The sequence below is a fragment of the Cyclobacteriaceae bacterium genome, from assembly GCA_013141055.1.
In the GTDB taxonomy this organism is placed as follows: domain Bacteria; phylum Bacteroidota; class Bacteroidia; order Cytophagales; family Cyclobacteriaceae; genus ELB16-189.
The window spans coordinates 760,067-773,179 of the sequence record JABFRS010000002.1; the positions used below are offsets into that span (position 1 = coordinate 760,067).

Annotated in this window: 16 protein-coding genes and 1 tRNA gene; 6 read left to right on the top strand and 11 right to left on the bottom strand. The window is 43.1% G+C overall.

Annotated features, from left to right (window positions below; translation table 11 throughout):
• Positions 1–6: 6 nt before the first annotated feature.
• A complete protein-coding gene (locus HOP08_17855) occupies positions 7–381 on the top strand; it encodes a hypothetical protein (GenBank protein ID NOT76794.1) in 375 nt (124 codons plus the stop codon).
• Between the two features lies 1 nt (position 382).
• Here HOP08_17855 and HOP08_17860 read toward each other — a convergent pair whose 3' ends face one another.
• The 4 genes from HOP08_17860 to HOP08_17875 form a co-directional block, all read right to left on the bottom strand.
• Positions 383–1,063, bottom strand: a complete 681-nt coding sequence (locus HOP08_17860; GenBank protein ID NOT76795.1) for a sulfite exporter TauE/SafE family protein — start codon at positions 1,061–1,063, stop codon at positions 383–385.
• Between the two features lie 116 nt (positions 1,064–1,179).
• On the bottom strand, positions 1,180–2,034 hold the full coding sequence (locus HOP08_17865; protein NOT76796.1) for a ChbG/HpnK family deacetylase: 855 nt from the start codon (positions 2,032–2,034) through the stop codon (positions 1,180–1,182).
• A 56-nt stretch (positions 2,035–2,090) separates the two neighbouring features.
• Positions 2,091–3,296, bottom strand: a complete 1,206-nt coding sequence (locus tag HOP08_17870) for an acyltransferase family protein (GenBank protein ID NOT76797.1) — start codon at positions 3,294–3,296, stop codon at positions 2,091–2,093.
• 106 nt (positions 3,297–3,402) lie between these two features.
• Positions 3,403–4,206, bottom strand: a complete 804-nt coding sequence (locus HOP08_17875) for a LytTR family transcriptional regulator (GenBank protein ID NOT76798.1) — start codon at positions 4,204–4,206, stop codon at positions 3,403–3,405.
• A gap of 98 nt (positions 4,207–4,304) precedes the next feature.
• On the opposite strand from HOP08_17875, the gene HOP08_17880 reads away from it, so the two are divergent.
• The 3 genes from HOP08_17880 to HOP08_17890 all read left to right on the top strand — a co-directional run bounded on the left by HOP08_17880 (position 4,305) and on the right by HOP08_17890 (position 6,586).
• A complete protein-coding gene (locus HOP08_17880) occupies positions 4,305–5,000 on the top strand; it encodes an HAD family hydrolase (protein NOT76799.1) in 696 nt (231 codons plus the stop codon).
• 2 nt (positions 5,001–5,002) lie between these two features.
• Positions 5,003–5,665: a PorT family protein gene (locus tag HOP08_17885; GenBank protein NOT76800.1), complete on the top strand. Its 663-nt coding sequence runs from the start codon at positions 5,003–5,005 to the stop codon at positions 5,663–5,665.
• A 99-nt stretch (positions 5,666–5,764) separates the two neighbouring features.
• A complete protein-coding gene (locus tag HOP08_17890; GenBank protein ID NOT76801.1) occupies positions 5,765–6,586 on the top strand; it encodes a hypothetical protein in 822 nt (273 codons plus the stop codon).
• Between the two features lie 3 nt (positions 6,587–6,589).
• Here the strand turns inward: HOP08_17890 and HOP08_17895 are convergent, their stop codons facing one another.
• Positions 6,590–7,063 carry a type I restriction enzyme HsdR N-terminal domain-containing protein gene (locus tag HOP08_17895; GenBank protein ID NOT76802.1) on the bottom strand — a complete coding sequence of 158 codons (474 nt, stop codon included), beginning with the start codon at positions 7,061–7,063 and terminating at the stop codon, positions 6,590–6,592.
• 110 nt (positions 7,064–7,173) lie between these two features.
• Between HOP08_17895 and HOP08_17900 the strand changes: the two genes are divergently transcribed.
• The gene (locus HOP08_17900; GenBank protein ID NOT76803.1) at positions 7,174–7,944 is read left to right on the top strand and encodes an AMP nucleosidase; all 771 of its coding nucleotides are present in this window, start codon (positions 7,174–7,176) and stop codon (positions 7,942–7,944) included.
• A 38-nt stretch (positions 7,945–7,982) separates the two neighbouring features.
• On the opposite strand, the gene HOP08_17905 is transcribed toward HOP08_17900, so the two are convergent.
• The 5 genes from HOP08_17905 to HOP08_17925 form a co-directional block, all read right to left on the bottom strand.
• The gene (locus HOP08_17905) at positions 7,983–9,275 is read right to left on the bottom strand and encodes an MFS transporter (GenBank protein ID NOT76804.1); all 1,293 of its coding nucleotides are present in this window, start codon (positions 9,273–9,275) and stop codon (positions 7,983–7,985) included.
• Positions 9,276–9,392: 117 nt separating this feature from the next.
• Positions 9,393–9,860: a biopolymer transporter ExbD gene (locus HOP08_17910; GenBank protein ID NOT76805.1), complete on the bottom strand. Its 468-nt coding sequence runs from the start codon at positions 9,858–9,860 to the stop codon at positions 9,393–9,395.
• A gap of 26 nt (positions 9,861–9,886) precedes the next feature.
• On the bottom strand, positions 9,887–10,444 hold the full coding sequence (locus HOP08_17915) for a biopolymer transporter ExbD (protein ID NOT76806.1): 558 nt from the start codon (positions 10,442–10,444) through the stop codon (positions 9,887–9,889).
• Between the two features lie 10 nt (positions 10,445–10,454).
• Positions 10,455–10,781 (bottom strand): hypothetical protein, encoded by a 327-nt coding sequence (locus tag HOP08_17920; GenBank protein NOT76807.1) that lies wholly within the window; start codon positions 10,779–10,781, stop codon positions 10,455–10,457.
• A gap of 8 nt (positions 10,782–10,789) precedes the next feature.
• Positions 10,790–11,584 carry a MotA/TolQ/ExbB proton channel family protein gene (locus tag HOP08_17925; GenBank protein ID NOT76808.1) on the bottom strand — a complete coding sequence of 265 codons (795 nt, stop codon included), beginning with the start codon at positions 11,582–11,584 and terminating at the stop codon, positions 10,790–10,792.
• Positions 11,585–11,779: 195 nt separating this feature from the next.
• On the opposite strand from HOP08_17925, the gene HOP08_17930 reads away from it, so the two are divergent.
• Positions 11,780–11,869: transfer RNA gene (locus tag HOP08_17930), tRNA-Ser, on the top strand.
• Between the two features lie 163 nt (positions 11,870–12,032).
• Here the strand turns inward: HOP08_17930 and HOP08_17935 are convergent.
• Positions 12,033–13,103 carry an asparaginase gene (locus HOP08_17935; protein ID NOT76809.1) on the bottom strand — a complete coding sequence of 357 codons (1,071 nt, stop codon included), beginning with the start codon at positions 13,101–13,103 and terminating at the stop codon, positions 12,033–12,035.
• Positions 13,104–13,113 lie beyond the last annotated feature (10 nt).

A 13,113-nucleotide genomic window follows, 5' to 3' on the forward strand; every position in this document is an offset into this window, starting at 1 on the left:
TTGATCATGAAGACCCTTAAAAGTATTGGAGCCATCCTTGCGGGGATGATAACGATTGTCCTGCTTTCTATCGCAACGGACTACATCCTTGAGTCTAACGATATCTTTCCAACGCGGGAAGAAGGAAAACTTTCGACATGGATGCTGGCACTCGCACTTTTATACAGAACTGTGTATGGAATAGCAGGCGGTTATGTCACCGCAAAACTCTCACCATCCGATCCGATGCGAAATGCTTTTATCCTTGGATGCATTGGAACTGCCCTCAGTATTGTTGGGATTGTGATTGGGTGGGATCTTTCGGATCACTGGTACCCTATTGCATTAGCGTTAACAGCACTGCCTTCCGTCTGGGTAGGAGCAAAATTTGCTACGCAATAAACTACTTCAACAACATTACAATCGCAGCTACCAATGTCATGGCGACAATAAACCAGCGATAAACATTTTCACTCATCTTCTTGACAAAGGCAATTCCGAGAAAGGCTCCCAGCACAATAGCGGGTGTCAGATAGAGTGCGAGTATCCATCCGTCTATGTTGATGGTATGCCATACCCAGATATGGAAAGGTACCTTGAACCAATTAACGACGAGAAAAAACCATGCTGTGGTTCCAATGAAAACATTCTTGGGTAACCGCATGCTCAGGAAATAAATTACCATCACAGTGCCGGCAAGATTGCCAACCATCGAAGTAAATCCTCCCAGAAATCCTGCAGCGATCCCTAAGTAAATACTATCAGGAATTTTTTCCTTCCCTCCCAGCTCAAGCCATATCATTGCAATCAGACTGGCGAAAATAGTGATGGCCATGATGACCCTGAATGTATCTTCAGGGATGTAGTTACCCGCCCAGCTTCCTGCGATGACACCTAATGCTGCCCAGGGGAACAGGATCTTCAAATGCGCAAAAGAAGCATGACGATGATAGTACCAGACACCCATGACGTCTGCAATGACGAGCAGCGGCAACATCAGTCCGCTTGATAATTTACCACCATACACTATTGCAAACAGGGGGACACAAAGCATTCCGGCACCATGAACACCGGTCTTCGCCATGCCGATCAGGAGTGCTACAGCAATGACAATGGCGATACTTTCTAAACTAAGGGATGACAGCACGGAAGTTCTGTAGCGGCGCTACGTGGTAAGGTTCGAAGCTACTTAAAAGTGAATCATTTCTTTCCCGTCAGAAGATCTTTATAACCAATCAGAAGTATACCCTTCTTCCTGATCATTTCTTTTACTTTATCGTTTGTAAAAAGATCCGTTACTCCCTGCCGGTCTTCAGCAACATTTTCATAGCCAATATGAGAAACAGCCCGCAGCTCTGCATTATCAAAACCAGGATGCTCGACAAACAGGTAGTTTTTTCCCGGCTGAAGCTTGTCAAGCATCTTCATAAAGCTTTGAATTTTCTCTTCCGATGTTTTCCGGGCACCTTCCATCGCAACATACTCCACCTGGTATTCCGACAAGTCAATGTCGATCTTATACTCTTTTGCCAGACGCTTTGTCATTGCTTTAACGGCGGGTGCAAGATCTGTGCAACCCATGTGAGAAGAGATATGACTGATGCGGGGGATCTTCTTCAACGCGAGTTCGATCTGAGCTCTGAATTCTTTCTCAATGTCTTCAATCTTCCATTGGTTCTCGGAGACAGATTGTCCCGGATAATTTTTGTTGGGAAATAACATGGGAAAGAAATAGCCATCAGCGTTCACAATGCTGGGACATTCTGATAACGGTCGCCATTTGATATTGTCCCACTCGCTGGTGATCGCAAGATGAATGCCTACATCGATCTGAGGATATTCATTCAGCAATCTTGCCGCCTCCGGAAACCAGGGTGACGGAACGATGATCTCAATAGAAGATTCAATGCCTTCTTTAAAAGATTTAATGATCGCTTCATTCCCGGAATGGGAATAACCCATATCATCCCCTCTTACAATCAGCCGTGCTTGTTGAGCATGAATGTGTGAGCAAAGGCTTATAAACACGAGAGCTAAAATGCTTCTTAACATCATATTGATATTTTAATCCATTATCTGAATTAAAATATCAATAAAATCCTGAGAAAGTCCTAACCTTTTCTTTTGCCATTCAGAAGAATTCCAATCCAGGTGTTTCGCACGCCGTATTGATAGGTGAACCACAACAAAACAGCAGCTGGAACGATGATGATCAATAGTTTCAGAGGCCACACGATATCTGAAGTTGCCACAATGATCTCTAAAAATGCTATGATCGGTAAATGAATGAGGTATCCCCAATAGGCGCTGTCTGCCATGTAGCGGATCGTCGGGCTGGGATCTTCAAACCATGAGAGCATAAACCCGATAAATGCAAAGACCATCGTCATGGAGGCAAATGCATACAATGTATTAATACCCATCAAAATGAATCGGCCATCAGCAGGATCAGCTGGTTCGCTGAACAAAAGACTAATGATGATAACAGAAAATGTTATGACTATACTCATGCACAGATTGACAACTCTGAATTTCTTCATGCCTTCCATTAAGAATGACTGGCGATGAAGAAACCATCCAAGTGTAAAGTATAATCCGTAAATAATAAAAGATGCCGCTCTCGGTATTAGTCCTGATGCAGAAGTATCTACTCCAAACCAATCCGTCATTCCCAGCATGGGACCTACCATTGCCAATCCAAAGGCAAGACTCCCCCACCAGCGATTCATAAAGAAGGAAATTAACCTGTCAACTGCATGACGAATTCTGCATGAAGGATCGATCCAGGAAACGATCGGAGATCTGAAGACAACAACACCGGCACAAAAGAGAATAAGGAAATATAAAAACCAAAGATGCATGAGTGGAAAACCGTGAGACCAGATCATGTACGATGGGAGTTTCGCAACGGCCGCGGCATATGACAAGCCCTGGTTATACTGAATTCCCCAGATCCACAAATTGTAAAGAGAGAAGTACAGAAGAGGCCAGAAGACTATGAAAGGAATAACCAGTCGCTTCATTCTATTGAGGGCAAATGCTTTTAGTCCGTTACGATGGAAGATCATATGAGCAAAAAATCCTGACATGAGGAAAAATGCCTGCATGCGGAAGACGTGAGAAACGTAAAAGACAATATCAAGGAATAGGCTGCTTTGTGAGTCCTGTGTAATCCAGTCACCGTTTGCGTAGGTGACAAAAGATTCAATCCCATGATGAAGAATGCCAATCAGCAGGGCAATAGCTCTGGCGGCATCCAATCCATGAAAGCGGGTTGATGAAATCTGGTCCTGAAGGGGTTGATCTGAGGTGTTCATGCAGGTATAATTTTTGGGAATTATACGGCTGTAAAGGCCCCTGACTGATCAATTTCAAAGTTTCTCCGTGAAGTGTAGCAGATTTAGCGGCGAACTGCCTAACGATCTACTGAAACCATTCTTTAAAATCCGCTGCCTTCGTTCTGCTGACGTTGATGACCGGCGGAAGGAATTGGGATGGCTTTAAAAGGATGTTCAGTTTGCCATTCTCCGATCGCTCAAAACCGGCGACAGAATTGCGATGGACCATAAACTGACGATTCAAACGGAAGAAAAATGAGAGGGGAAGTATCTTTTCAAGCTTGTCGATTGATTGATCCAAGACATACTTCTTACCGGAAATGGTACAACAGCTTACATACTCATCCTGCACCCAGAAGCCTTCAATTTCCTCAAACGAAAGCAATAAGTCCTGCTTGCCTGTCTTAACTCTGAACCCGGATGCTTTGATCTTATTGTCTTCCTGTCTTTTGTTTTCCGCCCACTGCCATTCGCGATAAAAATAGATTGCTATGTAGATGCCGTTGATGACCACAAACCAAACGGAGATGATAAAAATATCATACAGAAAAAAGCCTGCGGGCAAAGGATTATCACTTGCAAAATAATTTATGGTAAACGTAAGGACGATCACTGAAAGAATTGCGGCGGCGACAGTTGAAATCAACTGAATGATAATGCGCTTTAGAACATTTCCGGCATAAGGAATTTTTTTGTCGAGATACAGAATGATCACATGAATAACAGCCCAGGCTACAAATCCCTCCAGTGTATCGATTGTGAAGGTGAGAAATGTTCTGAGACTAAACGTGATATTGTTGTAGGTCAGGTAATAGTTAAAGAGATTGATGAACGGGATGAGGATGGCGAAGACTATGATGTCTGATTTTTTATAGTGCGAGCGATCCATGTTCAAAATAAGTCTAAAAGATCTTAAAACTAAAACTCCTGGCTCAGGGCTTTTTGAACAATTTTGTATCTTAATTCATTATTAACAGGAATTCTTCAATGTCAGACCAAAGCCAACTCAAGGTAATTGCATTTGATGCAGATGATACACTCTGGGATAATGAGATCTACTTCCAGGAGACGGAAAAAAAATTCTTTGAGCTATTGGAGGAATATCTTCCCCAACATAGTACCGCAAGAGAACTTCTGCGGATTGAAATAAAGAACATCCCGCTGTACGGTTATGGCATCAAGGCATTCATGCTCTCGATGATTGAAACGGCTATTCATGTTTCCGACAAGACCATTGGAAACACGGTGATCGAGAAGATCATACAATATGGACAGGAGCTTCTTGATAAGCCTATTCAGAAACTGGAGGGAGTCGAAGATGTTCTGATTGCACTTAAAGGAAAATACAGGCTGGTGGTTGCGACGAAGGGAGATCTTCTGGACCAGGAACGCAAACTAAAGAAATCGGGGATCATCAATTATTTCCATCACACAGAGATCATGTCTGAGAAGGCAGATTCGGATTATCTGAAACTCATCCGTCACCTGGACATTCAGCCACATGAATTTATGATGATCGGCAATTCAATTAAGTCGGATATCCTGCCTGTTCTTAATATCGGCGGTCATGCATTTCATATACCTTATCATGTTACGTGGGGTCATGAGAAAATTGAGAAGAAAGTCGAACATCAGAACTTCCGGCAACTCAACAACATCCGGGAAGTCTTAAACTTTATTTAAGAATGAAATCAAATCCGTTAGTGAGCTTACTGCTAGTGACCATGACTTCTGTCTTCTGCTTTGGGCAGGCTGATATTCCAAAAAGAGAAATCGGTATTATTGCTGGCTTCAGTGCAACAACCTATTCAGGTGTTGGTGGAAGTACATTAGCCAATCACGTTTCCATAGGAATTTATGGAAGATTTAAATTGGCTGAACGATTCTCAATCGATCCACGCATCCTCTTTCCTTACGGTACAGGAGCCCGTGGGCTTAATCTCCCGGCACCGGCGGTTTATTCAGGGCTTGGGTTAAAAACGGATGATGTTGAAAGAAGGACTACCAGTATCAGCATTGAAGCGCCTGTCAGTTATTACATCACCAATCGATTCAGTGTAAATGTCGGGCCACAGTTTATGGTTACTACAGGGAGTAAGGACTTTTATAAATCTTCAACTGGAAATGATGTGCTCATTGTGGACTCCAAATATCTTATGCATCAATTTGATGCCGGAGTAACGATGGGGATTGCGTTCAGGAGAAGATTAACGCTTGGGCTTCAGTATTATACAGGACTGATGTATGTCGTGAAAGATGATGCATTTCCTGCCAAAAATTCTATCCTTCAGATAAGAGCAGAAATACCCTTGAGAAAGTTAAGCAGTCAAAAAACAGACACGGAGTAATTCGGATCTTTAAATGCGTTAATTAAAGAATATCTTTGCTGCCTTGTAATCCAATCAATGAAACAAGCTGTATTTTTTATTCTTTTCCTGGGTACCGCCATTATTTCGAAAGGTCAAAATCAGCAGCCGTTTTCCACCAAACATTACAAGCATCAATTTTTTGCCTACTGGGGTTGGAACAGCGATTGGTACACGAATTCTGATATCCATTTTCACGGAACCAATTACGATTTCAGCCTTGCCAAAGTAGAGGCCAGAGACCACCAGACTCCATTCGGGCTGGATCCCTATATTAATCCGTCTGCGATCACCATTCCTCAAACCAACTTCAGAATAGGATATTTCTTTAAAGATAACTGGAGCATCTCCCTGGGACTTGACCACATGAAATATGTGATGCAGCAGGATCAGAATGTCAGGATCAACGGCTCGATCCAGAACAGCGGTACCGGCTATGATGGAACGTACACCAATGACAACATTTTGCTATCAACCGATTTCCTTATGTTCGAGCATACGGACGGACTCAATTATATCAATGCAGAGATCAGGAGGTTTGACAACATCTTAAATCTGAGGAGATATCATTTACCGAATATTGATTTGAATGTTACGGAAGGATTTGGAATTGGAGCGTTGCTACCTAAATCCAATACTACCCTGCTTGGCAACGAGCGATATGATGAGTTTCACCTTGCGGGATATGGAGCCAGCGGATTTGTAGGACTGAACATTACGTTCTTTGATCATTTCTTTATTCAAAGTGAATTAAAAGCAGGCTACATCAACATGCCAGATATCCGAACTACGAAATTCAGTGAAGACAGAGCTGATCAGCACTTTCTGTTCCTGCAATCAAATATTCTTGTAGGAGCAAATTTTGATATCGGAAAGAAGAAAAGACTAAAAGCGAAAGAGTAAAGTTTAAAGTTGAAGACTTTCTGGTGATTCCAGATTTTCGAAGTCCGGAAAATCCTCCAGGAACTTTCCCTCCTGACCGGGCTTAGGTGCGATGCAGCAGAAGTGAACCATGCCATTGGTGACAGCAATATATTTTGCTCCGATCGTCATATTATAGATTGCCACCTGATTAAAAGCCTTCTGACTTAGCTTGATGGAAGGAGATTTACACTCCACCAGCATCCATGCCTTACCTGAACGATCATGAATAAGAATGTCTGACCGCTTCAACATTTTGTTATAGGAAAGGCCTCCTTCGATCTTAAAGAGTGATTTTGGGTAATGATGCTCCTGAATCAGGAAGCTCGCAAAGTGCTGTCTTACCCATTCCTCGGGGGTAAGGACTACAAATTTTTTACGCAGACTATCAAAAATCCATACTTTTCCCTCACTCTTCTTAACTTTGAAGTCATAGGCCGGAAGATTGAGAGGAGTCATGGAACGAAAATACCTGAATCCAAACTAAATTCACAAGGCCAGCTTCAGAGTTGCTAACAGCAGCTATTAACCCCAAACAGAAACTGAAGCGCAATCATTATCAAAACAACATGAAGACAAAAGAACAAATTGTAGAAAATTGGTTACCCCGCTATACAGGTCTTGCCCTGGAAGATTTCGGAGACTATATCCTCCTCACCAACTTTGATAACTATGTAAAGAAATTTGCTGAATGGCACAACGTGGAAGTTCATGGAATGGACAAGGCTATGCGAAGTGCTACTGCAGAAGGAATCACCATTATTAATTTCGGAATGGGAAGTCCGAATGCAGCGACGATTATGGACTGTCTGTCAGCGGTTAAGCCCAAGGGATGTCTGTTCCTGGGCAAGTGCGGCGGACTTAAGAAGAAGAATGATCTGGGAGATTTTATCCTTCCTATCGCTGCCATCAGAGGAGAAGGAACATCGAATGACTATTTCCCACCGGAAGTTCCTGCCCTGCCAGCCTTCGCATTGCAGAAAGCAATTTCAACTACCATCCGTGATAATAATCAGGATTACTGGACGGGTACTGTTTATACAACCAATCGTCGGGTTTGGGAGTGGGATGAACAGTTCAAGGATTATCTGATCAAGATCAGGGCGATGGCCATTGACATGGAAACGGCGACGATCTTCTCAACGGCTTTTTATAATGAGATTCCGGCTGGTGCTATTCTTTTAGTTTCGGATCAACCGATGGTACCGGATGGAGTGAAGACTGAGGCAAGCGATAAAGTAGTAACTGCAAGCTATGTTGACCTTCATCTAAAGATTGGAATCGACTCACTTAAGCAATTGATTAATAACGGCGCAACGGTGAAGCACCTGAGATATTAATTTAGTGGTCTGGATACATTAAGTAAAAAACCTCAGAGTCAAACCTCTGAGGTTTTTTCGTTGGTAACGGTTACTCTTGAAAGCAATATCATTCCGATAATAAAAAATACCATGAGTGCGAGAGTGCTGTTGCGCATGCTGCCGGAGATCTGTTCGATGAGACCGTAAAAGAAAGTTCCGAAGACGATGGACATGGTGAACGTCACGTCGAAAAAGCTGAAATACGAAGCATGATCAATCGCATTGGTTGGAATGAGCTTTGAATACGTTGCTCTTGACAGGGACTGAATTCCTCCCATGACAATCCCTACCAGGAAGGCCACGCCATAGAATTCATATTCATTGGTAGTGAGGTAAGCGAGGATACAGATCCCGATCCAGATTCCGATCAGCATCATAAGGGCAGCTTTGTTACCACGTCTTTTGGAAATATTGGAAAAGGCGTGTGCTCCTGCTGATGCAACCAGTTGAATGATCAACACTGTAAATATGAGCTTGCCATCTTCCAGCTTGAGTTCTTTCGCGCCGAAAGAAGCGGCGAGATACATGACGGTCTGGACGCCCATGTTAAAAAAGAAGTAAGCAAAGAGGAAGCGTTTCAGATTAAAATACTGACTGAGGCTTTTCCAGACTTTTACTAGCTCGCGATATCCATTAAACAGAACACGGCCGGTTGGTTTTCTTTGAAAAGGATTGTCGGGAAGACGGGCGAATGCAAATTGAGAAAATCCGATCCACCATAGTCCCACCATGAGAAAAGAAGAACGTGTGGCTGTTCCTTCATCGGGGAAGCCGAAGGTGGACCATGAGAGGATCATAGCCAGGTTGATCACAAGGAGGATCACGCTTCCATAGTAACCCAGTGAGTAGCCCTTTGCACTGACGGCATCGAAACGATCGGGAGAGGCTATCTCAGGCAGAAAGGCATCATAAAAGACAATGCTTCCTGCGTACCCGATGCTTGCCAGGATGGAGCATATTATGCCCCACTCTACATTCTCTCTTGTAAAGAAGAATAAACCCATGCAGGCAAAGCCTCCGAGGTAAACGAAGAACTTCATAAACGCCTTCTTGTTGCCGGTATAGTCTGCCATTCCTGAAAGCAATGGAAGAAAGGGAGCAATCAACAGGAAAGAGAAAGACAGTGCATAGGAATAGAGAACTGAATTGACAATAGGATATCCAAAGAAGAGCACGATGTCACCTCCGTCTTTGGATGTGGTGACGGCGTTGTAGTAAACAGGGAATACGGCTGATGTGATGACAAGAGAGTACACTGAATTGGCCCAGTCATACATGCACCAGGCACGGATGATCTTAGGGTCATTGATAGGGGTTGTAATGACTTGACTGCTCACAGATTAAAGATAATGTAAAGATCCGCTTAAGACCCAAAAAAAAGACCTCCCGACATTGTCAGGAGGTCCCTTTATTATTGAAAAACAATTCTATTTTTCTTCTTTCTTCTTTTCAAGAGTAGTGTAAAGGATTTTACGGGCATTTGCTTTGCGGAGTTCTGTTTCCACATCGGCGATGATACCTCTCTTGGCTTCATTGTCTACTTTCAGTGAGATTGTCAGCTGATCACGTTCGTTTTCAGCGAGCAAATCTTTCTGACGGTTCACCCAAAGGATGATATCCTTAGGTTCGATGAACACATCATCTGCCTGAATTTTTGGCTCTTTACCAAATTGTTCTGTTTTTTTAGGCTCTCCGATGTAGAGGTTAGTTACCAGAGATTTACGAAGCAATTTACGAAGCTGGGTAGCTTCAGGAATACGCTGTTGTACATCAATGGCTGTTTCTCTCAATTCGGTTGTAACCATAAAAAAGAACAGCAACATGAAAACCACATCCGGCATGGAAGATGTCGGGATGTCCTGTTTTACCTGAGCCTTTTTCTTAAACTTTGACATAGTCTTCTTAAGTCTTTGTTAAATTATTAGTTACCAACTTTTGTAGGTTCTGCAATAGAAACCTGCATCGGTACTCCGGCTCTGCCTTTATCGTAAATCTGTCTGTTCTCTTGAGTTGTGAGGTCAGAAGCAGCTTCACGAAATCTTGCATTTGTAACACCAGCCTGATCTGCATACACATCATAGTAAGCAGCCTGGATGACGTCAAGGATTTCCACAAACTTCTTGTGGCTTGTACCACGGTCAGTTTTGTAGGAAACAATGGCCTTTTCAGGAGAGTCAGAAGAAAGTGGATCAGCACCCTTGTTGAGGATGAACTTCTTTATTTCTTCTTTCAAACCGGATATATCGGTCATTGGGTTTCCTTCCACCAGCAAGTTATCAGATGAATTGATTTGAATCTTGAACATATTGTGTTCCTGGATCTTTACTTCCAAATCCTGTTGTGCTTCAGGAGGAGGAGGCAGCTGTATGCTCAATCCACGGTCATTGGCGATCGTAGTTGTTACCAGGAAGAACGTTAACAGCAGAAACGCAATATCTGCCATCGACGCATTCGGAATTTCTGGAGTTGAACGTGGCATGTGTTTATGGCTATTTTAATGCTTTACTGATTTCAGAATAGATCATTCCAATCAAAGCAATGGCAAACACAAAGTAAAACATTGTCAATCCAGCGCTGATTAGTCGAGAACTAAATTCAGTCGTTACACCCAGATTAACATACTTTGCGTTCAGGCTACCACTTGAGAGAGCGAATGCAATAATAAAAAGGACTACTAGTGCACCAACTCCCATCGCAGATTTTGCAAGATCCTTAGGAGATCTAAGGGCATTGATCAATGGAAGAACAACCATTGCTCCTGCTGCAACAAAGAATAGAATATATGCAAAGTAGATACCGATGTCAATTAAATCCATAGGTCAGATTATTTAGAAAGTTTGTGTTTCACCAGGATATCAACCAGGGAGATAGAGGCATCTTCCATAGAATTCACCAGCGTATCAATCTTAGAAACGAGATAGTTATACAACACCTGAAGGATCATACCTACGATAAGACCTCCTACGGTAGTGATCAAGGCCACTTTCATACCACCCGCAACAACCTGAGGAGAAATATCACCGGCAGCTTCAATCGCATCAAATGCGAACACCATCCCGATTACAGTTCCGAAGAACCCAAGCATGGGTCCGAGTGAAATAAACAATGATATCCAGATAAGACCTCTTTCAAGTTTACCCATTTCAACACCGCCATAAGAAACAACTGATTTTTCAACCATGTCAACTCCTTCAGAAGCGCGCATCAAACCTTGTGTGAAGATTGAAGCGATAGGGCCACGAGTATTTTTAGTTACATTCTTAGCAGCTTCTACACCACCCTTTGCCAAAGCATCTTCGATTTGAGCAAGAAGCTTGGTTGTATTAGTTGTAGCCATATTCAATGTAATGATTCTTTCAATGGCGATTGCCAAACCAAGGATCAAACAAATCAGGATTGGCCACATGAATGGCACACCACCCTGAATGAAGTAGTCTTTTACTTGTTGATGGAAAGTCATTTCTTCCGGTGCGTCAGCTGCTGGAGTTTCAGCTGCCATAGGGGCTGCTTCAACGGGTGCAGGTTCTGCTTTAGTAGTATCAGCTGTCTGCGCAATCGTGGCGATCGATCCGCAGAGGAGCACTCCGAAAAAGAAAAGAATAGCGAATTGTTTTTTCATGGTTTAAGGTTTAAGTCTAAGTCTTGAAGTGGCCAAAATTAAAGTTTTTGTTCATTTCTAAACAAGAAATCTCAAATTTTTACCGGAAAAAACTCGCTTTTGTTTGACAGTCGGTAAGAATAAACCCTAACCCTCCGAAAAGTCACAACTAAAACTGTCTTTTCCCTTATTTTCTATTTCTTTGTGACCCTTTTTGGAGAGGTGTCAGAGTGGCCGAACGAGCACGCCTGGAAAGTGTGTATACCTTCACGGGTATCGCGGGTTCGAATCCCGCCCTCTCCGCCATCGTTCGCTGAAGCGAACTACAGCGGATGCAATCCGCGAATCTTTCGGCGAAGCGAGCTACGACGGATGCAATCCGCGAGTCGCTCGCGAAGGAGAGCTTCGCCAAACAATCTTATATAGTTAAACTAACTTCTTTTGTGTGACTCACACATTGAAAGTTCCCCTATATCTGGTCCTCACTCATCTCCCCCACGATGGGCTTACCTATCAGTTGTTTGGTTTTCTCTGATCCATGTTCCCCCAACAGCAACATCAGCTTGGTAACAGCAGCTTCAATTGTCATGTCTGCACCACTGATGACTCCAATATCTCTCAACGCCCTGCTGGTTTCATACTTTCCCTGAATCACCATTCCTCCTGGACACTGTGAAATATTAAGAATCAGCAGACCTCCTGAGATTGCCTCTTTTAACAGATCGATGAACCAGGACGCCGACGGTGCATTGCCGGATCCAAAGGTCTCGATCACCAGGGCTTTCAGATTTGGATTCCTAATTACAGGAGCAACGGTCTCAGCATTAATACCCGGAAACAACTTAAGAATAGCAACACCCCTGCTGAACTTGGATACGAGGTTCAACTTTCCTCCCGACAAGGGCCTGATTGCCGATACGTTGTAATCAATTTTCACTCCTGCTTTCGCCAATGGCGGATAGTTACCAGAGTTAAATGCATCAAAGTGCATGCTCTCAACTTTCTTTGCACGAGATCCTCTCAGAAGTTCATAGTCAAAATAAATACAAACTTCCGGTACGATTGCTTTTCCATCCTCCCATGCTGAGGCAATCTCCAATGCCGTTATAAGATTTTCACGTGCATCTGATCTCGGTTCTGAAATTGGTAACTGCGCTCCTGTAAATACAACAGGCTTCGCAAGATTCTGAAGCATGAAACTCAAGGCTGAAGCTGTATACGCCATGGTATCTGTTCCATGCAATACCACAAATCCATCCTGACTTTCGTAATGCTCTTTAATAATGTTGCCGATCATCTGCCAGTGCTCAGGCTCTATGTTGGAAGAGTCAATGGGCTCATCAAAAGATATAATAGTGATCTCCAGAAATAAATTTCGCAACGTTGGAAGATGCTCAAGGATCAAAGAGAAATCGAATGGAAGCAATACTCCATTCGCATCATGCACCATCCCGAAAGTTCCTCCCGTATAGATAATCATAACCCTTGCCTTCGGCTTTAAGGGAGTAGCAGTGTTGACGGTAAGGGGCTTCTGATTCATTGTGAATTAA

What these genes read in the sequence shown, in the direction of transcription:
- HOP08_17855 (NOT76794.1), top strand. Translation starts at nt 7, where the DNA reads ATGAAGACCCTTAAAAGTATTGGAGCCATCCTTGCGGGGATGATAACG.
- HOP08_17860 (NOT76795.1), bottom strand. Translation starts at nt 1,063, where the DNA reads ATGGCGAAGACCGGTGTTCATGGTGCCGGAATGCTTTGTGTCCCCCTG.
- HOP08_17865 (NOT76796.1), bottom strand. Translation starts at nt 2,034, where the DNA reads ATGATGTTAAGAAGCATTTTAGCTCTCGTGTTTATAAGCCTTTGCTCA.
- HOP08_17870 (NOT76797.1), bottom strand. Translation starts at nt 3,296, where the DNA reads ATGAACACCTCAGATCAACCCCTTCAGGACCAGATTTCATCAACCCGC.
- HOP08_17875 (NOT76798.1), bottom strand. Translation starts at nt 4,206, where the DNA reads ATGGATCGCTCGCACTATAAAAAATCAGACATCATAGTCTTCGCCATC.
- HOP08_17880 (NOT76799.1), top strand. Translation starts at nt 4,305, where the DNA reads ATGTCAGACCAAAGCCAACTCAAGGTAATTGCATTTGATGCAGATGAT.
- HOP08_17885 (NOT76800.1), top strand. Translation starts at nt 5,003, where the DNA reads ATGAAATCAAATCCGTTAGTGAGCTTACTGCTAGTGACCATGACTTCT.
- HOP08_17895 (NOT76802.1), bottom strand. Translation starts at nt 7,063, where the DNA reads ATGACTCCTCTCAATCTTCCGGCCTATGACTTCAAAGTTAAGAAGAGT.
- HOP08_17900 (NOT76803.1), top strand. Translation starts at nt 7,174, where the DNA reads ATGAAGACAAAAGAACAAATTGTAGAAAATTGGTTACCCCGCTATACA.
- HOP08_17910 (NOT76805.1), bottom strand. Translation starts at nt 9,860, where the DNA reads ATGTCAAAGTTTAAGAAAAAGGCTCAGGTAAAACAGGACATCCCGACA.
- HOP08_17915 (NOT76806.1), bottom strand. Translation starts at nt 10,444, where the DNA reads ATGCCACGTTCAACTCCAGAAATTCCGAATGCGTCGATGGCAGATATT.
- HOP08_17920 (NOT76807.1), bottom strand. Translation starts at nt 10,781, where the DNA reads ATGGATTTAATTGACATCGGTATCTACTTTGCATATATTCTATTCTTT.
- HOP08_17925 (NOT76808.1), bottom strand. Translation starts at nt 11,584, where the DNA reads ATGAAAAAACAATTCGCTATTCTTTTCTTTTTCGGAGTGCTCCTCTGC.
- HOP08_17935 (NOT76809.1), bottom strand. Translation starts at nt 13,103, where the DNA reads ATGAATCAGAAGCCCCTTACCGTCAACACTGCTACTCCCTTAAAGCCG.